We start from the raw sequence: 24439 nt of genomic DNA, 5'->3' as shown, positions 1-24439 counted from the left end.
CGAAGGCAGTGGCGGCCCGGTGCTACTCCTCGTCCTGTTCCCGGTCCTGATGCTGTACGTACCGCAGTACGCCCCACATGCTCCGCGCCACGGCCGCACCCTGCGACACGTCGGACGTCGGCTCGTCGCAGGCCAGCCCATCGAAGGCCGGCTCGTCGCAGGCCGGCTCAACGGGCGCGGGGTCCGCGGCGAGCGCCGGCGCACTGTGAACCGCGCCGTCCCGAGGAGCGGTGGCCTCCCGCGGCGTCGTCACCTCGGGTAGCAGTGGCGCGCCCTCCCCCGTCGTGGCCGGCTCGCCGCTTACCCGGCAGGTCGAGAGCTGCTGCTGTAGCGCAGGGGCGTCGAGCCCCGAGCCGATCAGGACGAGCTGAGTCAGCCGGGGGGTGGCCCGCGGCCAGGGCTCCGGATAAAAGCGCAGAAACCGCCCGACTGCGTGCAGCGCGTACCTGTTGCGTGGATCGGCGACCCCGAAGTCGATGAAGCCCTTGATCCGGTAGAGCCCTTCTGGCCGGGAGTCGAGGAAGTCCATCAGCCGTCGCGGGTCCATCGGCACCTGGGAGGTGAACGCGAGGCTCTCGTACGCCGCGTGCAGGTGCCCCCCGTGGACGCCCTCGTCTTCGGCGACGCCGAGCTCTGCGCGGAGGTCTTCGAAGGAGAGTTGCCGGGCGGCCCGCTCGTCACGGGGGCGGCAGTCGAAGAGCAACTCGGGGTCGATGCGCCCGAATTCTGCCTCGATGACCGCGGTGCCCGCGCTCAGTTCGGCGAGCGTGTCCCAGGTCGCCTTGAGGTCGGCCGCGGGCACCCGGTCGGTCTTGTTCAACACCACCAGGTCGGCGATGGCCAGATGGCGGTCGATCTCGGGGTGACGAGCGCGGGTGGCCGCGAACTCGGCGGCATCGACGACCTCGACCAACCCGCCATAGACGACACGCTGGTTGTCGCTGGCCAAGACCATGCGCACGAGTTCTTGCGGCTCGGCGAGCCCGCTCGCCTCGATGACGATGACATCGAGGCGAGCGGCGGGCGCGGTGAGGGCGTCCAGGTAACCGTCGAGTTCGCTGACGTCAACGACGCAGCACAGACAGCCGTTTCCGAGTGAGACGGTCGATCCGACCTGCCCCGACACGCTCATGGCATCGATCTCGATGGAGCCGAAATCGTTGACGATGACGCCGATTCTGGTATCGGCGCTGCGCCGCAGCAGATGGTTGAGCACCGTGGTCTTGCCCGACCCCAAAAAGCCCGCGAGGACGACGACCGGGATCTGCTGCTCACTCAACGGGGGACCTCTCAGACGACGGGCACAGGTTGCGGCGGTGGCGGCCCCACATAACGGGCCGCCGGACGGATGATCTTCGAGTCCGCCGCCTGCTCCAGGATATTGGCGCTCCAGCCAACCACTCGCGCCGCGGCAAAGGTGGGGGTAAACATGGATCGCGGCAGCCCGCAGAGCTCCATGACGACACCGGCGTAGAACTCGACATTGGTGTGCAACTCTCGGCCGGGCTTCAGCTCCGCGAGTATCGCCTCGACCTGCGCCTCCACCTGTACGGCGAAGTCCACCAGCGGGCCGCCGAACCCCTGCGCGATGCCGCGCAGCATCCGCGAGCGTGGGTCCTCGGTGCGGTAGACGGGGTGCCCGAAGCCCATGATCCGCTCCCCCGCCAGCACCCGTTCCCTGATCCAGGCGTCGATGCGGTCGCAGGTGCCGATGGCGTCGAGGGTGTCCAGGGCCCGGCTTGGCGCACCGCCGTGCAGCGGCCCCGACAGCGCGCCGATCGCGCCCACCAGGCAGGCGGCGAGGTCGGCTCCGGTGGAGGCGATCACGCGGGCGGTGAACGTGGACGCGTTGAAGCCGTGATCGATGGTGGAGATCAGGTACCGCTCAATGGCGCGCGCCCGCTTCGGGTCCGGCTCGAAACCGGTCAACATGTACAGATAGTTGGCGGCGTACGGCAGATCGTCGCGCGGTTCGACCGGCTCCAGGCCATCGCCGAGCCGGTGCAGCGCGGTGAGCAGCGTCGGGACGGCGGCGCACGCCGCCAGGGCGTCCGCGCGGCGGCACTCGGGGTCGATGTCGTACAGCGGGCGCAGCCCAGCGGACGCGCCCAGCAACGAGAGCGCGGTGCGCAAACCGGCGAGCGGCCCCGAGCGCGCGCTGGCGCGGGCGATATCAGGTAGCGCAGCGCGTACCGCATCGGGCAGCCGCCGCAGGGCGGTGGTCTCGGCGGCGAACGCGGCGCGCTCCGTGGCATTGGGCAGCTCACCGTGGAACAGCAGATGCCAGACGTCCTCGAAGGTGCGGCTCTCGGCGAGTTCCACGGCCGAGTATTGGCGGTAGTGGTAGAAGCCCTCCCGCCCGCGCACATCACCAAGCGCGGTCTCGGTCACCACGACTCCCGCCAGTCCACGTGGAACATCGACCGGCCCGCCGCTTAGCCCGGCTCGCTGGCGCTCCTGGTCGCCTCCGGTGTGCTGCGGTTTTTGGGGTTCGTGTGACTGAGGCTGGGACTCGTGTGGCTCCTGGGACTTCTTGGTCTCCTGCATCGGCATCTCCGTTTCCCTTCCCATATTGATGCGACTGTCTATGATTGACGAATTAGCTGTCAACATTGATTCAATCAATGTTCTTCGAGCCTCATCAGCGTGGATACGGTGGCGTGCATGGCGGATACGGAATCGGGCACCGAAGCGGAAACTGGCCTCGGCGAGCGGCGACTGACCACGCGCGAGGCGGCCGATCGGCTCGGCGTCAAGCCCGAGACGGTGTACGCGTACGTCAGCCGCGGCCAGCTCACCAGCCGCCGCACCCCGGGCGGTCGGGGCAGCACCTTCGACGCCGGCGAGGTCGAAGCCCTGCTGCGGCGCGGCAGGCGCGAGGCGGCGGTGCAGTCACCGGGCCACCAGGCCCCAGGGGGTACCACCGTGCACACCGGCATCACCCTCATCGACCGGGACCGCTACTACTACCGGGGCGTCGATGCCACCGCCCTCGCCCGGCGCCATGGCTACGAGGAGACCGCCGAGTGGCTGTGGACCGGGCGGATGCGGCCCGGCATCCGGTTCACCGCGCCGGAGGCGACCCGGGCAGCGGCACGCCGTGCGGTGTCCGCGCTCCCTGCGCACAGCGGCCCGATGGACGGACTACGCGTCGCAGCCATCGCCGCCGCAGCGGCTGACCCGCTGCGCTTCGACCTCACCGAGGTAACGGTGCTCGCCAGCGCCCGCGCTTTGATCGCGACGCTGGTGGACGCCCTGCCGTACGCGCCGGGACAAAGCGAGCCGCCACGGCGCGACCCGAGTCACGCCGGCGGCAACAGCGGCACCGGCACCGGCAGCAGCAGCTACAACAACGCGAACGAGCCCGCCAGCCCGCTCAGCATCGCCGAGCAGCTTTGGGCGCGGCTCTCGCCGCACCGCGCGGAACCCGCCGCGCTACGGGTGCTGCAAACGGCACTCGTCCTCCTCATCGACCATGACCTCGCCGCCTCCACGCTGGCCGTACGCGTGGCCGCCTCGGCGCGGGCCCATCCGTACGCGGCGGTGTCCGCCGGGCTCGGCGCGGCGGATGGGCCGCTGCACGGCGCGGCCAGCGGGCTCGCGCACCGCATGCTGACGGAGGCGTTGGACCGCGGCAGCGCGGCGGCAGTCGTGGCGGACCAGTTGCGCGCGGGGGGCCGGGTGCCCGGCCTCGGGCACCGGATCTATCCGGCCCAGGACCCGCGGGCCCAGGCGCTCTTCGGGCTGCTCGCGGACGTGCCAGGAGCAGCCGATGCGCTGGCTGCCGCGCGCGAGGTCGAGGCGACGGCGGCCCACCGCACCGAACTCCATGCCAACGTGGACCTCGCCCTCGCGGTGCTGACCGTATCGTCCGGAATGCCGACCGAGGCCGGAGAGACGATGTTCGCTGTGGGCAGAGTGGCTGGCTGGATCGCCCATGCGCTGGAGGAGTACGCCGAACGCCCCCTCCGTATGCGCCCCAGCGGCCAGTACCGGGGGCCGAAACCACCGCAGCCAGTGCCGTGAGGAACCGCACCCCAAGGGCACCGCCCCGCGGCGCGGCCTTCGCCGGCAACACCGCTGCTGACACAGCGGACACCGGGCCCTGCTCCACCCCGCTGCGGCCGAAGATCAGGTTAGGCTCACCTGTGTGAGCACCTGTGCGACCAGTTCGCGGGAACTGGCCGAGCCCCTCGCGGGTACCGCGGCCACCGCCCGCACCTGGCTTCTGATCGAACAGACCGGCCCATGGGGCGCCAAGGCTGTCACCTCCAGCCACCTCGACCCCGACGTCGGCCGGGCGCTGGAACGGGCGGCCGATGGCACCGGCGTACGGATCGCTCTCATCCGGCGACCGGGGCGCCATGCGGACCGCCGCCGCCCCACCCGGCAGCGGGTGTTCGCGGCGCACACCGTGCCCGGCCGCTCCTGGATGCGAACGACGCTGGTCACCGACCCAGCCGCACTGCTCACACTGGACTTCGCGGCCCTGGGGGCGGGCGATGTACGCGCACTGCCGCTGGCCACCCAGCGCCCGTTCGCCCCATGGGCAGCACAGCCCACACAGCCCACACAGCCCACCCCGCGCACGGGCACCCTCATCGCGCCCCCGGCCGACCTCTCCGCGCCCCCGCCGCATTGGGAGCCGTACGAGGGCGAGCCCCTCGCCTTCGTCTGCACCAACGGAAAGCGCGACCGCTGCTGTGCCCTGCTCGGCCGCCCGCTCGTCGCCGAACTGGCCGCCATGGGCGGTGCAACCGACGTCTGGGAGATCACCCACATCGGCGGCCACCGCTTCTCGCCGACGCTGCTCGTACTGCCGTACGGGTACGCCTACGGCCGGGCCACCACCCACTCCGTCAAGGAGGTCCTCTCCGCAGCGCGGCGCGGCCGGATCACCATCGAGGGCGCACGGGGCCGCTCGGCCTGGGACCGCCCGGGCCAGGCCGCCGACCTGGCGGTACGCCGATTCACTGGCGAGGTCCTGGCCGATGTGCTGGCGGTCTCCGAGGTCGTGGCGAAGCCCGTGCCCCACGGACAGAAAGCCGGCGGACCAGACACCGGCTGGGCCGTGAGCGTCACGCACTACGACGGGCGCGCCTGGCGGGTCATCCTCGCTCAGGGCGCCTCGGAACCACCCCGCCCGGAAAGTTGCGGAGCCGCGCTCGGCACCCCGGCCCATCTGCGGGTCATCTCCGTGACACCGCTACCCCCCGCCTAGCCTTCCGCAGCACCCGCCTTACCTCCCCGGGGCCCCGGTCTAGCGACCGTGAGTGGCGTGCTGGGCAACCGGCGTCAGGAGCTGCGATCCGCGAAAGGACCGTTGGCGGTGAAGGCCGCGGTGGCGAAGCGTTTGCCGATACGGCGGTGGGCTGCGGCGTCCGGATGGAGCTGGTCAGGCAACGGCAGTTCGTCGAAGTCGGCCGCACCGTAGAGGTCGCGGCCGTCGAGGTAGTACAGGTTCGAGTCCTCGGTCGCCCGTTGCGTCACGATCCGAGCCAGCTCGTCCCGGATGACCCGCAGGGTCAACTTCCCGCTCGCGCGTTCCGCCGGATCGCCCGTGGCCCGAAACGCCAGTTGCCCGGTGTGAAGCGTGGTGAAGTCCGGGGCTGCGGGGCCCGGTGTGTCTTCGTGAATCGGGCACATGAGGGGTGAGACAACCAGCAAGGGTGCGGCGGGATGACCGTCGCGGATGGTGTCGAGGAAGCCATGGACAGCGGGGCCGAAGGCGCGTAGACGCATCAGATCAGCATTGACCACATTGATGCCCATCTTGATGCTGATCACGTCGGCGGGGGTGTCCCGCATCGCGCGGGCGATGAACGGGTCGAGCAGGGCCCCGCCGCCCAGGCCCAGGTTGATCAGTTCCACGCGGCCGAGTGAGGCGGCGAGCGCGGGCCAGGTGGTGGTGGGGCTCGCGGCGTTGGAACCCTGACTGATCGAACTGCCGTGGTGCAACCACACCCGGCGACCGCCCGGCGGCACGGCCTCGATGGGGGCGTCGGTGCGTAGAGCGACGAGCTCGGTGGCCTCGTTGTGGGGCAACCAGATCTCGACGGTCTTGACACCGTGAGGCAGGTCGGGAAAGCGGAGGGTGTCGGGCGCACCGGGCTGCTGCTCGGCGGTCCCGGCGGTCATGTCGATGGTGAGGGTGTTGCCGCCAACCGCGCTGGCCTGGCCGGCCAGGCGGCCGTCGATAAGTAGCTCGTACACGCCGTCCGGACGCGGCGGGGCGCCCCTGTAGACCCGCTTGGTGGCCAGCGCGTCCAGTTCCACGGCGGTGGCCCGCGTACGAAAGACCAGTCGTACACCGGAGGGCTGCGCCTCCACCATGGCGAGCTGCCCATCGGTGCATTGGGCACGGGCCGAGGCGGGCAGCCGGTGCGGCAGCACACCGTTCGCGGTGCGCTCCGTATCGAGGGCGCCGCGCAGGATGTCGGCGGTGATGGGCGTGGTGGTCCAGTGGTGCTTGGTAGGCATGTCCTCAATCCGTTTGCTTACGTTTCGCCATGTGCCGAACGTGTCGCATCGATTGCGCCGACACACCGCGCGGCTCAGACGCCCGCCGGCTGGCGCAAAGCCCCGCTCAGGGCGCGGGCCAGCTTCGCAAGAGGGCATCGGTGGCATCCAAAACCCGCGACCAGCTCTCCTGCGAGTCCGGAGCGCTGTGGCTGAACCCTCCCCGCATCTCCAGGCTGACGTAGCCGTGGAAGACGCTGCCCAGCAGTCGGACCGCGTGCGTTTGATCCGGCTCCGTCAGGTCGTAACCGCGCAGGATCGCCCGCGTCATCTGCGCGTGCCTACCGCCGGCGCTGACGGCTGCCGCCTCGGGGCTCAGCCTCAGTTGAGCTGCGGCATAGCGGCCGGGATGCTCCCTGGCGTAGTCGCGGTAGACGTTGGCGAAGGCGACCAGGGCGTCCTTGCCGGCCCGTCCCGCCAAGGCGGCGGCCCCCCGGTCGGCGAGCTCTTCCAGGGCGAGCAGGGCAATGTTGCTCTTGAGGTCCTGCGAGCTTTTCAGGTGCGAGTACAGGCTGGCGACCTTGACATCGAACCGTCTGGCGAGCGCCGAGACGGTCACCTGCTCGAAGCCGACCTCGTCAGCCAGTTCCGCCCCTGCTTGAGTCAGACGCTCCGTGGTCAGCCCTACGCGTGCCATGGCCCTCCTGCCGTTCGATGGGTTCGATTGTTGCATCTCCCTAAGACCTTTAGGCAAATTCTTACCTCAGAAGATGATTCCCTACGCCGTCTAGGCGTGAAGTGTCTCAGCTCAACCACGGCCGAGCCACGCCCCTCGGCACACACCCGCAGGTCCGCGAGGCCGTGCGACGTCGAAACGTCCCGCTCTCTGTTGTGCGCCTTTTGCTCACGCTAGAACGGACAACCAAAACCTCACAGAGCACGGCGCCGGCACCCGTACCCCGTACGTTCGTCCCCATGAACGAATCGGAAGGGGCGGCTCCACCACAACGGGCCAGGGCTGGCCGCGGTGGCGACGGGGGACGGAACGGAGGCGGACGGATGCGGATCGGTTGGCCCCGACGTGTCTTCTCGCAGGTTCTGCTCATGCAGTTGGCCATCGCCACCGGCGTCACGGCCCTCGCCACCGGCCTCTTCCTCGCCCCGCTCAACTCCCAACTGGACGACCAGGCCATGCGCCGCGCACTGGCCATCGCCCAGACCACCGCCGCAAGACCCCAGCTCGACGACGAGCTGCGGCACTCCCGCCCGTCACCGCAGGGGCCGGTGCAGGCCGAGGCGGAGAAGATCCGGCGCTCCACGGGCGCCGAATACGTCGTGATCATGGATCGGCGCGGGGTGCGCTGGTCACATACCTCGCCCAGCGAGATCGGCAAGCAGGTTTCCACCGATCCGAGCGAGGTGCTCGCGGGCCGGGAATTGATGGAGATCGACCACGGCACGCTCGGGCGTTCCGCCCGGGGCAAGGTTCCGCTCCGCGACGAACAGGGGCAGATCGTCGGGGCCGTCTCGGTCGGTATCGCGTACGAGAACGTCAGGGATCGGCTTATTTCGGCAGTGCCTGGTTTGCTGGCCTATGCGGGCGGCGCCCTCGCTGTGGGTGCGGTCGCTGCCTACTTCGTGGCTCGCAGGTTGCAGCGCCGCACCCACGACCTGGCCTTTTCCGATATCTCCGCACTGCTGGCCGAACGCGAGGCCATGCTGCATGGCATCCGCGAGGGCGTGCTTGCGCTCGACAAACACGGCCGGATTCGTTTGGTCAACGACGAGGCGCAGCGGCTACTCGATCTGCGCCCAGAGGACACCGGACGGCCGCTGGACGACGCGCTTCCACCGGGGCGCACCGCGGACGTCCTGGCGGGCCGGTTCACCGGGGCGAACCTGTTGATCGTCAGCAATGGGCGGGTACTGGTCGCCAACCGCATGCCGACCGATGACGGCGGCGCCGTCGCCACGCTGCGCGACCGCACCGAGTTGGATCGACTCGGGCGCGAGTTGGACGGCACCCGCGGTCTGATCGACGCACTCCGCGCCCAAGATCATGAGCACGCGAATCGATTGCACACGTTGCTCGGGCTGCTGGAGCTCGGGCTGTACGAGGACGCGGCGGAGTTCATCACCGAGGTTGTCGGTGTGCACCGGGCCACCGCCGAGCAGGTCACCGAGCGGGTGCATGACGCGCTGCTGGCCGCGCTGCTGGTCGGCAAGGCTGCCGTCGCCGCCGAACGCAGCGTCTCGCTCCGCGTCTCCCCTGACACCTGGCTGCCCGATCGCGTGGTGGACCCGCCGGGCCTGGTCACCATCGTCGGCAACCTGGTGGACAACGCGCTGGACGCGGCGCCCGGCGCGGAAGACCCCTGGGTGGAGATCGAACTGTGCGCGGAAGGCTGCACCCTGCTGATCCGGGTTACGGACACCGGCCCTGGCATCCCCGCCGACCAGCGCGAACTGGTCTTCACTGAAGGCTGGTCCACCAAGGCACCTCCCACCCACGGCAAGCGCGGCATCGGCCTCGCACTGGTACGCCGCCTCGCCGAACGACAGGGCGGCAGCGCCAAAGTCTCCGCGCCTGCGGCCGGCGGCGCGGAGTTCACCGTCATCCTGCCGGACGCACTCACCAAGGAGTCGCGATGATCGACGTACTGGTTGTGGACGACGACGTGCGGGTGGCCGACGTCAACGCCGCGTACGTAGCCAAGATCCCCGGCTTCGCGGTCGCGGGCCGTGCACACACCGCGGCTCAGGCCCTGGCCTTCTTGGAGCGCACCCCGGTGGATCTCGTGCTCCTCGACCACTACCTCCCCGACGAGACCGGTCTTGACCTCGTCGCACGGCTGCGGCAACTCGGCCATCACACCGACGTGATCATGGTGACGGCGGCTCGCGACATCGCCACCGTGCAGGCCGCCATGCGCCAGGGGGCCCTCCAGTACCTCGTCAAACCGTTCACTTTCGCGGGCCTACGCGCCAAGCTCGACGGCTACGCCGCCCTCCGCCGCGCCCTCGCCAGTGGCGACGAGGCCGGGCAGGACCAGGTAGACCGCATCTTCGGTGCCCTCGGCGGCGCGTCGGCGGGCCCCACCGCGCTTCCCAAGGGCCACTCGCCCCTGACCGCAGGCCTGGTGCGACAGGTCCTGCGCGCCGCTGACGGCCCGCTATCGGCCCAGGAGGTGGCCGACCGCTCCCAGCTCAGCAGACAGACCGCCCAGCGCTACCTCAAGCTCCTGGAGCGGGCCGGTCGGGTACGCCTGAGCCTGCGCTACGGGGAAACCGGCCGCCCCGAACACCGCTACATCTGGCGCACGCCGTAGCTGGCCCTCCAGCGGCCCCGCACGCGCGCGCTATGGCGCCTTCCGGCTCCTCTGGGCCCTTGACGCCTCAGCTTGGGCCTCCTGGTGGCTGCCCGCCCCGCCGGACCCCGCGCAGCGCGCCTGACGGCCCTTGCCCTCGCACGGCCCACCGGTGGCCCCTGGCCCGCCGCTGCACACCGCGACGAGGTGGGCCGGCGCACTGTTTGGCGAGCGGCCATTGCCCCGTGCACGCGCCCCGCCCGGCTACCGCCCCCAGCCGATCTCGCCATGCGGCTACGCGGCCGACAACGCCACCGGTAGCGCCGTTCGACCGCGGTTAGGCATCGATCCGCGACCGGTCCAGCGTCGCAGCCGAACTGGTGATGAACTCCTTACGCGGCGCCACTTCGTTCCCCATGAGCAGGTCGAAGGCGCGCTCGGCGGCCTCCAGGTCGCTGATGTTGATCCGACGCAGCGTGCGAAAGCGCGGGTCCATCGTGGTCTCGGCGAGCTGGTCGGCATCCATCTCACCCAGGCCCTTGTACCGCTGGATGCTGTCCTTGTAGCGGGTCTTCTTGCGCTCCAACTCCAGCAGCGTCTGACGCAGCTCGTCGTCGGAGTAGGTGTAGAGGTACTTGTCCTGGCCCTTTTTGGGCTGAACCAGCTCGACCCGGTGCAACGGCGGCACAGCGGAGAAGACGCGGCCCTGCTCGACCATGGGGCGCATATAGCGCTGGAAGAGCGTGAGGAGCAGACAGCGGATATGCGCGCCGTCCACATCGGCGTCCGCCAGGAAGATGACCTTGCCGTAGCGGGCCTGGTCGATGTCGAAGGTGCGACCCGACCCCGCCCCTATGACCTGGATGATCGCCCCGCACTCGGTGTTCTTCAGCATGTCCGTGATGGAGGACTTCTGCACGTTGAGGATCTTGCCGCGGATCGGCAGCAGCGCCTGGAACTCGGAGTTCCGCGCGAGCTTGGCGGTGCCAAGTGCCGAATCCCCCTCGACGATGAACAGCTCGCTTCGGTCTACCGCGTCGCTGCGGCAGTCGGCGAGCTTGGCGGGTAGCGAGGAGGACTCAAGGGCGGTCTTACGGCGCTGCGCGTCCTTGTGCTGCCGGGCGGCGATCCGGGTACGCGCGGCGGCGACAATCTTGTCCAGCACGGCCCTGGCCTGCTGCTTGACGTCCCTCTTGGCGGAGCCGAGAAATGCCTTCAGCTCCTTGCTGACCACGTTGGCCACCACCCGGGAGGCCGCCGATGTGCCAAGGACCTCTTTGGTCTGGCCCTCGAACTGGGGCTCGGCGAGACGGACCGTAACGACCGCGGTGAGCCCCTCCATGGCGTCGTCCTTGACCACGTCGTCCTCGGAGACGCGCAGCACCTTTGCCGAGCGCAGCGCCTCATTGACGGTCTTGGTGATCGAGCGCTCGAAGCCAGAGATGTGGGTGCCGCCCTTGGGCGTGGCGATGATGTTGACGAAGGACTTGACGGTTGTGTCGTAGCCGGTGCCCCAGCGCAGCGCGATGTCCACGCCAAGGTCGCGGGTGACCTCGGTGGGCGTCATATGCCCCCGGTCATCGAGCACGGGCACGGTCTCCTTGAAGCTGCCCTGCCCAGTCAATCGCACGGTGTCGCACACGGCCTTGTCCTGCGCGAGGTACTCACAGAACTCGCTGATCCCGCCGTCGTATCGGAAGGTCTCCTCGATCGGCTTGTCCTCCTCGATGCCCCGCTCGTCGCGGACGATCAGCGTCAGGCCGGGCACGAGGAAGGCGGTCTGCCGCGCCCTGGCGTGCAGCGTGTCCAAGGAGAGCTTGGCGTCCTTGAGGAAGATCTGGCGGTCCGCCCAGTACCGCACACGCGTCCCGGTCCTGGTCTTCGGCACCCGCTTGACCTTGCGCAGCCCGCTCGCCGGGTCGAAGGGCGCGTCAGGGCCGGACTCGGTGAAGATGCCGGGCACCCCGCGGCGGAAGCTGATGGAGTGCGTGGCCCCGTTCAGGTCCACCTCGACGTCGAGCCGCGCGGAGAGGGCGTTGACCACGGAGGCACCGACGCCGTGCAACCCGCCGGAGGCCGCATACGCGCCGCCGCCGAACTTGCCGCCGGCGTGGAGCTTGGTCATCACGACCTCGACCCCGGACAGCCCGGTCTTGGGCTCGATGTCGACGGGGATACCGCGCCCGTTGTCCCGGACCTCCACCGAGCCGTCCTCGTGGAGGACGACGTTGATCTGATCGCAGTAACCGCCGAGAGCCTCATCGACGGAGTTATCAATGATCTCCCACAGGCAGTGCAGCAGGCCACGGCTGTCCGTGGAGCCGATGTACATACCCGGGCGCTTGCGCACCGCTTCCAGCCCTTCAAGGACGAGCAGATGCCGCGCGGTGTAGTTGGAGCCGCCCCGGTCTGCTCCGGACAGCAGCGCAGTGGTCGGCACAGACATCTCGGCGGTCACGCGGTTCGCTCCTCGCTGAATTTCAGGCTGGCCCTCGGCGGGCACATAGGTGGCTGGTCACCGGTCAGAAGCGTACAGAGGCCTGGTAGAGCCTTTGTGCAGCCACCCGTGAGAACGCCCATGCTAATCGAGAGTCGCTCGTACGTTCGATCCCTCGATAGGGTGACGCGCACATCACGTTCCCAACGAGGCATGAACCATTTAGGCTCCGGGCACGTCCTCATGAACAACCCGGCAAGCCAGCCGGCGGGACAAGACCGACAAGCGACGTGAAACCGTAAGCCAGCGAAATACGGCTCATTCGCCGCCAACCGTCAGCATCCAGCCGACTCGGAAAAAAGTTCCGAGGGAAAGCCACCAACGGGAACGTTTTCGGCCTGGTTGGATGTTGACCCTGGTACGACAGCTCGTCGAGCTAGAGAAGAGGCGACGTGACTACTGTTCTGACCCCCGCGAGCCCGCTGACGGCCGCTGATCGCTGCGATCGTTGCGGCGCCCAGGCATATCTGCGCGTCGTACTGACAAGCGGTGGCGAACTGCTCTTTTGCGCCCACCACGGGCGCAAGTTCGAGCCAGAACTCAAGAAGATCGCCGCGGAAATACAGGACGAGACCGAGCGGCTGACCGCCGTCCCGGCGTCCGCGTCCGCGTCCGATGAGGAACGCTGACACATCGCACCTACGACGAGCGAGGACCGGCCAAGGCCGGCGATGGGCGGTCACCCCGGCACCGGGGCGACCGCCCTCCTCGTCTCCTCAGCGTGCTGCGGCGCGATCGGGCTCCTTCGCGTGCCGTTCCACCAGCGACGCCACCGCTGAGATGCGCGTATAGACCCCCGGGCTGCCTGGCTCGGCGCACCCGCTCCCCCAGGAGACCAGCCCCACCAGCCTGCCCCGCGCCACCAGGGGGCCGCCACTGTCCCCTTGGCAGGCGTCCTGCCCACCGCTCGGCTCCCCCGCGCACAGCATCGAATTGGACACATAGGTGCCGTTCTCGGTGCCCGGATAGGCCTCCTCGCAACGCTTGTCATTGAGCAGCTTGACCCGGGCCGCCATCAACTGCGCCGCGTAGTTACCCGTGCCCGTGGTGTCGCCCCAGCCGTACACCGTGGCGCTGGTGCCCGGCCGGTAGGCCACATCGCCCTTCTTCGCCATCGAAATGACCCGCTCCGCGGGCTGCTCCTGAGCCAGGGTGAGTACGGCGACGTCTCCGGCATTCGTCGTCGGGTCGTAGTCCGGGTTGGCCCAAACTCGCCGCAGCGGGATCTCCTCACCCAGGTCACCGCGCAGATCACCCCTGCCGACGATGGCCCGCAGGTCCCCCACAGCGCTACGGTCCACGCCCAGCACCTCGCGACTCATGCAGTGCGCCGCCGTGATCACCGTCGTAGGAGAGACCAACACGCCACCACAGAACTGTCCCGAGCGCGTACCGCCGAACCGGTCACGGCTACCAAGGGCCACCACCCAGGGCGCGTCCTCGGTCTGTACCGGCTGGCCCCCGATGATGACCCCGTCCGCGGCGGCAGGGCCCGGCAGCACCGGTACCGCCACAAGCGCCGCGAGCAGCGGGGCGAACAGCGAAGAGAGCAGAGTACGCATGCGTCCTCCTGACCAAGCGCAGTGAGCTATCCGCTTAGCGTCACCCACTCAGGCGCGCCCCGCATCCGGACACCATGAGGGCCGGGACCTCACCAAGAGATCCCGGCCCTCATAAGCTCCAGCCTGTAGCTGTCGATCAGTCCAGGTAGTCCCGCAGAACCTGGGAGCGAGACGGGTGGCGCAGCTTCGACATGGTCTTCGACTCGATCTGTCGGATGCGCTCGCGCGTCACCCCGTAGACCTTGCCGATCTCATCCAACGTCTTCGGCTGGCCGTCCGTGAGGCCGAAGCGCATGGAGACCACGCCGGCCTCACGCTCGCTGAGCGTGTCAAGCACGGAGTGCAACTGCTCCTGTAGCAGCGTGAAGCTGACCGCGTCAGCAGGCACGACAGCCTCGGAGTCCTCGATCAGATCACCGAATTCGCTGTCACCGTCCTCGCCAAGCGGCGTGTGCAACGAGATCGGCTCACGGCCGTACTTCTGGACCTCGATGACCTTTTCAGGGGTCATGTCGAGCTCCTTGGCCAGCTCCTCCGGGGTGGGCTCACGGCCCAGGTCCTGGAGCATCTGGCGCTGGACGCGAGCCAACTTATTGATGACCTCAACCATGTGCACCGGAATACGGATGGTGCGGGCCTGGTCGGCCATGGCACGCGTGATGGCCTGGCGAATCCACCAGGTCGCATACGTGGAGAACTTGTAGCCCTTGGTGTAGTCGAACTTCTCGACCGCACGGATCAGGCCAAGGTTGCCCTCTTGGATGAGGTCAAGGAAGAGCATGCCGCGGCCGGTGTAGCGCTTGGCCAGCGAGACCACCAGTCGCAGGTTGGCCTCCAGGAGGTGGTTCTTGGCCCGGCGGCCATCCTCCGCGATGATCTCCAACTCGCGCTTGAGCTTGGGGGCGAGCTTGTCGGAGTTGGCCAGCTTGTCCTCGGCGAACAGCCCCGCCTCAATGCGCTTGGCGAGCTCGACCTCCTGCTCGGCGTTGAGGAGGGGGACCTTGCCGATCTGCTTCAGGTAGTCCTTGACGGGGTCGGCGGTAGCGCCCGCGGCAGCGACCTGCTGCGCCGGCGCATCGTCCTCGTCGTCGTCGGAGAGAACGAAGCCCGCGTTCTCGGGCTCCCCCTCGCCGCCTTCGGCCTTGCCCGCAGCCGGGGTCTGCGACTCCTCGGCCGACTCGTCGCCGTCGGCCAGTTCGTCGGCGTCCTTCTTGCCCGCGGTCTTCTTCGCAGTGGCCTTCTTCGCAGGCGCCTTCTTCGCCACGGTTTTCTTGGCCGCGGTCTTCTTCGCGGCGGCCTTCTTCTCGGTCGCCGCCTCGGAATCTTCGCCCATGCGGTCATCGGCCGAGGCGGTCGCCCCGGCGGTGGCCTTCTTGGCGGCGACCGTCTTGGCTGTGACGGTCTTGGTGGCGGTGCGCTTGGCGGGGCTCTTCGCTGCGACGCTCTTGCGGGTGCGCTTAGGCGCCTCTGCGGCACTGACCATCAGCGTCACACCCTCCTCGTCGAGGACCTGGTTGAGGCTGCGCAGAACATTCTTCCACTGGGTTGGCGGAATCTGGTCAGCCTCGAAGGCCCGACGCACATCGGCGCCGGCGATCTGCCCCTCAGCCTTTCCCCGCTCGATGAGCGCCATGACAGACTCGGATTCGGCGATCTCCGACGGGAGCGTACGGGATGTGCTGGCCGACACGAACAACCTCTCGGAACGATGGAAACGGCTTCCGGCCCCGTTCGTAGAACCGGAGCCGACGACCGACGGCAAGGATGAACCGACGGCGCGGGTGGAGGTGCAGAGGGCAACAGCGCCGCGAACGACATCCGTATTCCCTCTTCGCCCGCCACCTCTTTAGTCATCGCGCTGCCTCAAAGAGCGTTACGCCCAATCGTCGTGGCCCGAGTCACACCCCATAGCGGTCTTAAACCGCACCCAGACGGACATAAGCCGCCGCGTCGCCGAACCCTTCGGTCAGCCCCGGTCGGCCGGCCGGGGTTCGGCGACGTCACCACGCCTGGGCAAGAGGCTCAGCGCCTGGCCCGTCAGAGGTCGCGGTCAGTGCTCACGCGGCGCGGGCACTACACGGTCGGCCTCGGGGTGGACCATGAGCAGTTGGCCCATCGCGACCTCCGCTTCGGCACCATCGCCCGCACTCACCGCATCAACGATCCGGCGGTGCTGCCCGAGACCCGCCTCAGTGGGACGGTCACAGCCGGTGACGGGTCCGCCGGAGATCTGAAGCGCAGCGGCGACAATGCCCGCCAGGTGCTCCAGCATTCGATTGCCCGCGGTCTGGAGCAGCACCGTGTGGAATTCAGCGTCGGCCCGCGAGAAGGTGAGGGCGTCGCCCTGGCTCAGCGCGTGGCTCATGATCTCGACGACCTCGGCGAGCCGCTCTTTGCCGTCCTCTCGACCCTGTCCTGCGGCGAGCCGGGCGGCGAGCGGTTCGATGGTCCAGCGCAACTGGCATAGTTCCCGGCGCTGGTCATCACGCTGCGGCCCGAAGGCGCGCCACTCGATGATGTCCGGGTCGAGCAGATTCCAGTCGCTGACCGGACGGACTCGGGTGCCGACGTTGGGCCTGGCACTGACCAGGCCCTTGGCTTCCAGCACGCGCAACGATTCGCGCACGACGGTGCGGGAAACCTCGAATCGCTGGCCGATTTCCTCGGGAACCAGCGGGCGGTCGGCGCCCAGGTCGCCGGAGACGATCATCTGGCCCAGTTGTTGGACGAGTTGGCCGTGCAGGCCGCGGCCACGGTTGCCGGCCGACCGCCTGCCCACTCGGCCCAGCTCTACGTCGGTGTCCCAGGACGGGAGGCCGACACGTTCGATGCCGGGGGCCTCGGCGTAGGGGTAGCGGTCAAGCTCGCCCGAGCCTGCGAGGCCGGAATCGACGGGGCGAGCCGCGGTCGTGGTGGTGTGCGCAAGGGTACTCACGCATCCTTTGTCGGCGGCGCTCCGAAGGCCCTTAAGGTCTTTGGTGAAAAGCACACGAAAGGGTGATCGCCCATTACCTCATAATTGACGCTCAATCGGACAGAAGTGAGCGGGCTATGCGGAGTTGTGCACAGTTCGCACGACCGCTAGACGCGCCCTCGTGCGCCCCGGCCAGGCCCACACACCGGCGGACACCGACCGCGGCCCCTCATTTCGCTCGCTGGCAGCGCACCGCGCGCCCCGGGCGTGGTCGGCCTCGCAGCGCCGTAAGTACGTAGGCGCACAGCAGTACGGAGATCGACAACATCATCACCTGTCCCACCGGTTCACTGGCCAGCCGGGCGACCAGCGTCATGCCCTGGTCAGATGCGGACGGCCATTCGACCAACGCGGCGGTACGCATCCGGTCCGGCATGCCCACCAACGACCCCGAAGACGGCTCATCGAGCGTGCGCCGCAGCAACGGAAGCCCCAGCAGCGGTACGGCCAGTGCCGCCGCGAAGCCGATCGACGTGGAACGGAACACCGCCGCCGCAAGCAACCCGGCCCAACCACAGCCGATCGCGAGCAAACACCAGCCGGCCAGTAGCGCGAACCAGTCGTCCAGCGGCTGAATCGTGTCCACGCCGAACAGCAACCACAGGACTGCCCCGTTGGCCAGAGCCGCGATCAACGCGAGCGCCGCCGTGGCACACGACCAGACCAACAGCTTCGAGGCCAGTAGGGCGAGTCGGCGCGGCATAGCGCCCTGGGTGGGGGCCAAGGCGGGATAGCGGTACTCCTGGCCGAAGGCGAGCGCGCCAAGCAGGACGGCGCCGATGGCCACCGGCGGCAGCGGAAGCGCGGCCGGCCAGCCGGTGAGCGCCCGCGCGGCTGCCGCGTCCCCGGTACGGGCCAGCAGTACGCCGGTGATGAGTGAGGCGACGAGCGTCGCGGCCAGCACGTACCAAACGGTGCTCACTCCGGTCGCACGGCGTAGCTCGTAGCGCACGGGCCAGGCCGGCCCCGGCGAGGGGAGCCGCGGCAACGCCAGCGCACGCGAGGCGGGTGCCGTCCGCGGCTCGGGGACGGGTTCGTCCGCGGGTGTGGGCCAGGGGACCCCGCCCGCGGCCCCAGAGGTCCCCTCCGCGGAGCCGGCCAAAGGCCCCGTGCCGCTGGGGTCGCTGCGCGAACTGCGGCTCACTGGGGCGAGGCCGCCGGGCTCAACGCCATGCGCCGCCCCGCCCACGGAACCAGCCGGGTCACCCCCCGGCGACCCACCAGCCAGATCGAGACCGCCCGAAGATGGCGCGCCGACCTGCGCAAGGCGGACCGGCCGGCCCGGCGGCGGAGCCTGGGCGCTGTGGCGGCCATCGGCTTGACCGAGCGGCATGGTGTGGCTCACCTCCCCGTGACTCCCTCCCGCGTGGCTCCCTCCCGCGTGGCTCATTGCCGCGTGGCTTCCTCCCACGTAGCTCATCCCCGCGTGGCTCGCTTCCCCCACCTCGTCCGCGAGCCGGTGCACGAGGATGCCGTTGCGGTACGCGACCTCGCCCACTACGGCACAGCTGCTGCCATACACCGAGATGCGGCCACTTCCCTCGCGGATCACCTCGATCCGCTCGCCGGTGGCGCGGGCCTCCTGGGCGAGCAGGGCGCCGAGACGGTCGGCAAGCGGAGAGCGCACGGCGACACGCGGCCTCAATCTGGTGCGGGCGAACTGAGTGACGCTCTGGTCGGCGACCAACCGCCCGCCGTCGATACTGACCACCCGGTCAGCGAGCCGGTCCACGCCCCGGAACTCGCGGGCCGAGACGAGCACGGCGCCGCCTTGTGCCGCGTAGCTGCGCAGCAGGCCGTGCAGCCAGGTTGTCTCTCGGGGGGACAGACCGTGCGTGGGCTCGTCGAGGACCAGTGCGTACGGGTCTGCCAGGAGTGCGGCAGCCAGGCCGAGTCGTCGGTCCATCCCGCGCGAGTAGTCGCCGAGCCGCTGTTCGGCGAGACCGCTTAGGCCCACGAGTTCCAGCACGTCGTCCGCGCGGCTCACCGGCATCCCCGCGGCGGCCGTCAGCATGGCGAGATGGCCGCGTGCGGTACGGGCGGGGTGGCCCGGAGTATCGCCGAGGAGGACACCGACCTCCCGGCAGGGGTGCGGCACGCTGTGCAGGGGGCGGCCACGAAAGAGAGCGAGGCCGCGACCGGATTCCAATTGCAGCAGCAGGCGCAGCGCGGTGCTCTTTCCCGCTCCTGGAGCTCCAAGGAGGACGGTGACAAGGCCAGGGGCTGCTTCGAACGTGAGGTCATCAACGGCGGGCGGCTGGTTGCGACGGGGGGCGCTGGTCAGCCCGATGGCCTGGATCATGGCTACTCTCGCGGGGCGTGAGACCGCTCTGCGGCGCGTGGGACGAGGGCTATCGCAGAAATATAACCTCACCTGTCCTATTTTCGACGCATTCGCAACCTAAATGACACCGCCGTGTCACACATCAGGTCGCAACATCGGCGGATTGAGCACCGTCGCACCACCCGCTCTGAACAACTGCGCGGGGCGTCCGCCTTGGCGCGTCGTCGTACCGCCAGTAGGCACCAAAAACCCTGGCGTGCCGGTCACCTTCCGGTGGAAGTTGCGAGGATCAAGCGCCACTCCCCACACCGCTTCGTAGACGCGGCGCAGTTCACCGACGGTGAACTCGCCTGGGCAGAAAGCGGTGGCGAGCGAGGAGTACTCGATCTTCGAACGCGCTCGCTCCACACCGTCCGCCAAGATGCGATCGTGATCAAAGGCCAGTGGTTCGCCGTGCCCGATCTCACGGCCGTAGGCGTTCTCCTGGTCCAGCAGGGACTCGACGGGCGCCCAGCGTGCGCTATTGGCGTCACCACCCGCACGAGGTGCGGGAAGGTCGGGGGCGAGCGCCAAATGAGCGACGCTCACCACCCGCATCCGGGGGTCACGCTCGGGGTCGCCATAGGTGGCCAACTGCTCCAGGTGCGCGCCGTTCGGTGGCGCCGGGAGCGTCGGATCGTGGGCGAGAAGGCCCGTCTCCTCGACGAGTTCGCGCGCGGCGGCTGCCGCCAAGTCCTCGTCCTCCCGCACGAAACCTCCCGGCAAGGCCCAGCGCCCTTGGAAGGGCTGCTCGCCTCGGCGAACCGCAAGCGCGCACAGCGCGTGCCGTCGCACGGTGAGCACGACCAGATCGACAGTGACGGCGAAGGGCGGGAAGGCCGACGGGTCGTAGGGCATGTAGGGATCATAGTCGTCTGCTTGACGATAAACAGGGCGTTGTGCTGCCTCAGCGAGATCCGCCTCGCCGCCGCGCCTAGCGCCCCGATGGACGACCATGCCATGTACCACCACATCCTCACCTCACTCCCTCAACTGGCGTCCGTCCGCGGCTTCCGCGCCCTTTTTCAGCCTCGGTGGAGCCGACTGTGTTGCCCGTATCGAGGGCGAGTTGCTGCCCCGTCTACAACACGGACGCCTGGCACACAGGGAGTAGTGCGGTGTGTGCGACCGATTGCACTGCGACCGGCTGGATGCAGGTGCCAGGGCATACGCCCGAACCTGGTCCACGTGCCGGAGCCGGGGCACGGTCGGTCGGTCCGCGCCACTTTCGGTCCGTGCCACAGTCGGTCCGCGCCACAGTCGGCCGCGCCAGGAAGGTCGAGCGTCCCGGGGAGCCGATGCCGAGCAGAGCGCGGGACGTGGCGGGGCTGGCCGGGTGGTGAGCGTCGGAGTCCAGGCGCAGTTCACTGTCGGGGCCCGAACTCGGCCGCAGACTGCGGCACTTGCCGGGTGCTCGGGCAGCACGCAAGCTCCAGCCCACTTAGAACCTTCGCCCGCCAGGGGGCTCGGGCAGGACCGCAGCGCCTCCGAGCCCCTTCGTCCCGGCGCGACCTCACTAGTACTCCAGTCGGAAATCGTTGCCTGAGCTGGTTCTTCTTCGGTAGTGGTAGTGCCGGGCTGTGGCCTGGTGTCGTCTGCGCCAGTGGGTCCAGCTCAGAACGTGCGCGATGGGGCCGTTGTGGGGCTTGGGGCGGGGAAGCAGAACGTGCAGGAACCGCCGGACCTCTGCCGCGGTGATGGGGATGGTGTTGGTGGCGCCGTTTCTGCTGCCCCCTTTGCAGTGGCCTGGGCAGCGAGGACAGCTAGGAAGGCGTGGGCGAGCATGGCCAGGGTGGTGTGCCGGTACCAGCCCGGGTATCGGCGGACCTCGTACTGGTCCAGGCCGCACTCGTTCTTGGCTGCCTGGAAGGCTTCCTCGATCGCCCAGCGAGCCCCGGCGACCCAGACCAGGTCCCCGACCGCGATGCCGTTGGGCGCGTAGGCGACGTAGCAGGCGATCTCGTCGGGCCTAGCAGGCTGCGGCGGGCCAGCATCCACCGCTCGTGCGTCAGTGCGTCGCCGTCGAAGACGTCGATGGCCGGAAGGCGAACGGCCGTCCAGTCATGGGCCCGAGGTCCCTTGGCCCCCTCGCCGCAGGACAGCTGTTCCCAGACTTCCTCCGGCGCTTGGGCGATGGCGTGGTCGATCCGTGCGAAGGGAGCATAAAGCTGCTGGGACTTCGGCACGGCAAGAACGTAGCCGACACCGGCCTCCTCCAGGGTGCGGCGCATCCGCCATTCCTGCCCGTAGGCACAGTCGCCGCTCACCCAGGCGACGGGCAGGGGCGAAGCCAGGGCCCGCGCAGGATCATCGCCCGGGCCAGCTCACCCTTAGTCGCGAACCCCCGGTTCCCGGGAATCCCCGCCGCCCGGCACCGGACCGCTTCGCCCGTCCAGGACTTCGGCAGGTACAACTCGCGGTCTACCAGCGCCCGGCCCTTGGCCGTCGCGTAGGCGGCGAAGACCTCGATCTGGCAGTTCTCGGTGCAGCCTGCGGTGCCAGAGTACTGCCGCTGGATACCGGCCGAAGCCGTCCCCTTCTTAAGGAATCCGGTGTCGTCCACGATCAACACGCCCTTTGGGTCGCCAAGTTGCTCGGCAACGTGGTGCTGCACGTCGTCTCGGAGCGCGTCGGCGTTCCAGGTCGCGCCGTCAAGCAGGTGCTGGAAGCCGGCCGGGCCGCGGTGGCCCGCGTACTCGGCGAGCTGCCAGCCGTTCTTCCGCTCCACCGGCGCCAGCAGGCCCCGCATGTAGTCCCGCATACGCCACCGCAGATCCACCCGCGAGAAACGGCCCGCCACCCGCGCAAACACCGACTCCAGCTCAGCCGCCCACGGACCAGCGTCGTCCACTCCCACCATGCCTTGACCAACGAAACCAGCCAGCTCAAGCAACGATTTCTGACTGGAGTACTAGCCCGATGGTCGGCGATGCCTCACCAGATCTCGGCGTGCGGCCAGAGCAGGCCGTCCTCGGTACAGATGACCACCCAGTGCCCGGGTCTCGGGGTGCCGATGACCTCGACGCGTTCGAGTCCCGGCTTGTCCGGCCGGTCGCACCGCTCCCTGACGTACCGCCCGTGGAAGGAGTGGAGGGGCACGGCGAGTGCGGGCAACATGGACCGTTCCTCCTCCAGCGGCATTCCATCGGGTTCACCCCGCGTGAACGACGCCTCGGGCGCACCGTCGTACCGCAGCCACGCGAACGGCTTTTGCAGCTCGATCACGCCGAAGCCGTCGGAGCTGGTCTCTGTCACGAACCCGGTCTCCATCACCATCGAGACGGCGTACAGGCCAGAGCCGTACAGCACGCGGCGCACGCGACGAAACCTCCGGGTGTCCTGGATGTGTAGGAGCGTCTGGCACAGCGATAAGAGAAAGGCCAAGCCGAGGACTACGCGGCAGCCACGTTCGTACCAGGTGTCGCCAGTCGGGGCGTCCAGCACCGTTACCATCGAGACCAGCACCGTTGCCATCGAGACGAGGGTCGACAGCCACAGCCGGGCCCGCCAGGTAGCCGTCCTGAGACGCCGGTAGACCCGGTCGGTCTTGTATTCCTCGATGGTGGAGTTCGGCGCGTGAAGCGTGCCCGGCCAGCGCCGCTGAGACCTGGCCTGGTGGAAGGCGCGTACTTGCCACTCCTGCCACTCCACGGTGCCCGCGTCGTCCGGCAAGATGAACGCGACGGTGCCGCCCGAGGTGTCGGCGCGCAGGTCCGTCACCTTGCGTCCCGTTTCGCGGGGGTGGACGGCGCGCCACGTGACGGCCGCCCGGTTGTACAGTTCGGCGGTGGCGGGTGCGCCATCGGCCGCCGCGGTGATCTCTTCGCGGTGGGTCGTCAGGAACGCTCCGTGCTGGGGCAGGCGGACGAGCAGGAGACCGCTGGAGTCGGTGTACGTGGCCAGCGGGGCCCGGGTGCCGTTGGGGTCGGTGAAGACCGGGCGCACGTCGAGGGAAAGGGCGTCACCTCCGGCGGTGCGGCCCGGGCCGGCCGCCCCCTCCCGTTCGGCCGGCCGCTGCGGGCGTCGCGCGAGGGGAATGGCGCCGACCGCGGCTTCCGTCTTCATGTGCGGGGTCTGCCCGGAGGCCAGGAGCCGGCGGTGGACGTACTGGAAGACGTCGTACGCCGTGACCAGGTCATCCCGGCCGGAGGCACCGGTTCTCAGCCCGGTGACCAGGTGTCGGGTGAAGGGGCTGGCCGCGCCCGCCCGCTCGGCGTCGGCAGATGTGTCCGCACTGCTGGAGCTGGTCATCACGAACCGGCCGTGCCCCGCCAACTGGGCCGCGGGGTCTGTTCCCTTCACGGCGGCGGCGCCGCTGAAGCAGCAGTCCAGGATGACGACGATCGACCGCGCCGCGCACCCGTCGATCAGCGCGTTGATGAACTCAAGGTCTACGGAACGCGCCTGAAGACGTCCGACCGTGGTGTCGCGCGCGCACAGGCGCAGCCTGTTGCGGAGGTCGAGGAGGCCGTGCCCGCTGTAGTAGAGGAAGAGCTGTTCGTGCGGCAGCGCGCGCCCGAAGAACTCCTCCAGTTCGTCTCTGATGTGCTGTGCGGTCTGTTCCAGGACCGTCCCCACCGCGTCGGCCTCGTGCAGACCCGTCTCGGGGTCCGTCAGGGCCGCGGCCAGCAGGGGAACGTCCGTCGGCGGCCCGAGGAGGGTACGCAGACGGTCGGGGTCACGGGGGAACGCGGAGTTGCCGATCAGGAGCGCCCGGTACGCCTTGCCCGACTCAGTCACCCGAGGCGCCGTTCTGGTCGTCCGGCTCGCCGGGGGCTGGCGAGTCCCCCGCCGCCGCGTGCAGGCCGTGCTCCAGCGCGCTGCGGAGGGTGTCGTTGTCGATGGTGGTGCCCGTTACGGTGAATTCGCCGCGCCGACCGTCAACGGTCCAAGTCAGACGCACACTTCGGCCGCGATCACGCTTGAGCCACGCGACGAGCGCCGCCACGAGCCCGGCGACGATGCCGGGGCCCGTGAGGTGGAGCACCACATCGGAGAGCGCCCCCTTGGTCCCCGAGACCGGCTCGGAGCGGCACTCCACACGGCCCGCGGCCTCTTCGAGCGCTCGATGCAGATGAAGCACCTGGCTCCGCCAGCGGTCGTCGTCTTCGTCGAAGCGGTCACTCCGAGCCGCCAAACGAACCTCCGCCATGGTTCCGCCCTCCCCGTGCTCCGGTCCCCAGCCGTTTGTAACACGTGGCGCAGGCCACCTGGCAGCCTCGTGCCGTCGGGCCGGCGGCCCGCTGGCATCGCAGCGATCACCGGCGAGCGGTTCGGCCGGGTGCCGCGCACCCATCCGTACGCGGTGTCCTGGCT

At 69.2% G+C, this 24439-nt stretch carries 17 protein-coding genes and 1 pseudogene; 5 read left to right on the top strand and 13 right to left on the bottom strand.

Features of this window, described 5'->3' with window-relative positions:
* Positions 1-22 precede the first annotated feature (22 nt).
* Together FHS42_RS22295 and FHS42_RS22290 are read right to left on the bottom strand one after the other, a co-directional pair.
* Positions 23-1279 (bottom strand): CobW family GTP-binding protein, encoded by a 1257-nt coding sequence (locus tag FHS42_RS22295; RefSeq protein WP_312866986.1) that lies wholly within the window; start codon positions 1277-1279, stop codon positions 23-25.
* An 11-nt stretch (positions 1280-1290) separates the two neighbouring features.
* Positions 1291-2547 carry a citrate synthase/methylcitrate synthase gene (locus FHS42_RS22290; protein WP_184574656.1) on the bottom strand — a complete coding sequence of 419 codons (1257 nt, stop codon included), beginning with the start codon at positions 2545-2547 and terminating at the stop codon, positions 1291-1293.
* Positions 2548-2664: 117 nt separating this feature from the next.
* On the opposite strand from FHS42_RS22290, the gene FHS42_RS22285 reads away from it, so the two are divergent.
* Positions 2665-4026: a citrate synthase gene (locus FHS42_RS22285; protein ID WP_184574654.1), complete on the top strand. Its 1362-nt coding sequence runs from the start codon at positions 2665-2667 to the stop codon at positions 4024-4026.
* 124 nt (positions 4027-4150) lie between these two features.
* Positions 4151-5221, top strand: a complete 1071-nt coding sequence (locus FHS42_RS22280) for a ferredoxin family protein (RefSeq protein WP_184574652.1) — start codon at positions 4151-4153, stop codon at positions 5219-5221.
* A 74-nt stretch (positions 5222-5295) separates the two neighbouring features.
* Here the strand turns inward: FHS42_RS22280 and FHS42_RS22275 are convergent, their stop codons facing one another.
* Together FHS42_RS22275 and FHS42_RS22270 are read right to left on the bottom strand one after the other, a co-directional pair.
* Positions 5296-6480 carry a GDSL-type esterase/lipase family protein gene (locus FHS42_RS22275; RefSeq protein ID WP_184574650.1) on the bottom strand — a complete coding sequence of 395 codons (1185 nt, stop codon included), beginning with the start codon at positions 6478-6480 and terminating at the stop codon, positions 5296-5298.
* 106 nt (positions 6481-6586) lie between these two features.
* Positions 6587-7156: a TetR/AcrR family transcriptional regulator gene (locus tag FHS42_RS22270; protein WP_184574648.1), complete on the bottom strand. Its 570-nt coding sequence runs from the start codon at positions 7154-7156 to the stop codon at positions 6587-6589.
* Positions 7157-7518: 362 nt separating this feature from the next.
* Here FHS42_RS22270 and FHS42_RS22265 point away from each other — a divergent pair, with 362 nt between their 5' ends.
* Entirely contained in the window at positions 7519-9111 is a 1593-nt protein-coding gene (locus tag FHS42_RS22265) for an ATP-binding protein (RefSeq protein ID WP_184574646.1), read from the top strand.
* Positions 9108-9788, top strand: a complete 681-nt coding sequence (locus tag FHS42_RS22260; protein ID WP_184574644.1) for a response regulator — start codon at positions 9108-9110, stop codon at positions 9786-9788. The genes FHS42_RS22265 and FHS42_RS22260 overlap by 4 nt, the downstream gene beginning before the upstream one ends.
* A 316-nt stretch (positions 9789-10104) precedes the next feature.
* Here FHS42_RS22260 and FHS42_RS22255 read toward each other — a convergent pair whose 3' ends face one another.
* The gene (locus FHS42_RS22255) at positions 10105-12225 is read right to left on the bottom strand and encodes a DNA gyrase/topoisomerase IV subunit B (protein WP_184574642.1); all 2121 of its coding nucleotides are present in this window, start codon (positions 12223-12225) and stop codon (positions 10105-10107) included.
* A gap of 431 nt (positions 12226-12656) precedes the next feature.
* Here FHS42_RS22255 and FHS42_RS22250 point away from each other — a divergent pair, with 431 nt between their 5' ends.
* The gene (locus FHS42_RS22250; RefSeq protein WP_184574640.1) at positions 12657-12893 is read left to right on the top strand and encodes a DUF7455 domain-containing protein; all 237 of its coding nucleotides are present in this window, start codon (positions 12657-12659) and stop codon (positions 12891-12893) included.
* An 87-nt stretch (positions 12894-12980) separates the two neighbouring features.
* Here FHS42_RS22250 and FHS42_RS22245 read toward each other — a convergent pair whose 3' ends face one another.
* From FHS42_RS22245 to FHS42_RS22210, 8 genes and pseudogenes are all read right to left on the bottom strand, one after another.
* A complete protein-coding gene (locus tag FHS42_RS22245) occupies positions 12981-13826 on the bottom strand; it encodes a S1 family peptidase (protein ID WP_184574639.1) in 846 nt (281 codons plus the stop codon).
* Between the two features lie 136 nt (positions 13827-13962).
* Positions 13963-15516 (bottom strand): RNA polymerase sigma factor, encoded by a 1554-nt coding sequence (locus tag FHS42_RS22240; protein WP_312866985.1) that lies wholly within the window; start codon positions 15514-15516, stop codon positions 13963-13965.
* A gap of 360 nt (positions 15517-15876) precedes the next feature.
* On the bottom strand, positions 15877-16761 hold the full coding sequence (locus FHS42_RS22235) for a FadR/GntR family transcriptional regulator (RefSeq protein ID WP_184574635.1): 885 nt from the start codon (positions 16759-16761) through the stop codon (positions 15877-15879).
* A 208-nt stretch (positions 16762-16969) separates the two neighbouring features.
* Positions 16970-19102: an ATP-binding cassette domain-containing protein gene (locus FHS42_RS22230; protein ID WP_184574633.1), complete on the bottom strand. Its 2133-nt coding sequence runs from the start codon at positions 19100-19102 to the stop codon at positions 16970-16972.
* Between the two features lie 117 nt (positions 19103-19219).
* The gene (locus tag FHS42_RS22225; RefSeq protein ID WP_184574631.1) at positions 19220-19981 is read right to left on the bottom strand and encodes an NUDIX hydrolase; all 762 of its coding nucleotides are present in this window, start codon (positions 19979-19981) and stop codon (positions 19220-19222) included.
* A gap of 756 nt (positions 19982-20737) precedes the next feature.
* Positions 20738-21983 (bottom strand): annotated as a pseudogene (locus tag FHS42_RS22220) (IS701 family transposase).
* 74 nt (positions 21984-22057) lie between these two features.
* Positions 22058-23863, bottom strand: a complete 1806-nt coding sequence (locus FHS42_RS22215; protein WP_184574629.1) for a caspase family protein — start codon at positions 23861-23863, stop codon at positions 22058-22060.
* Positions 23856-24275: an effector-associated constant component EACC1 gene (locus FHS42_RS22210; protein WP_184574628.1), complete on the bottom strand. Its 420-nt coding sequence runs from the start codon at positions 24273-24275 to the stop codon at positions 23856-23858. The genes FHS42_RS22215 and FHS42_RS22210 overlap by 8 nt, the downstream gene beginning before the upstream one ends.
* Positions 24276-24439 lie beyond the last annotated feature (164 nt).

The sequence above is a fragment of the Streptomyces zagrosensis genome, from assembly GCF_014203645.1.
In the GTDB taxonomy this organism is placed as follows: Bacteria; Actinomycetota; Actinomycetes; order Streptomycetales; family Streptomycetaceae; genus Streptomyces; species Streptomyces zagrosensis.
This window is presented reverse-complemented; position numbering and strand designations above follow the sequence as displayed.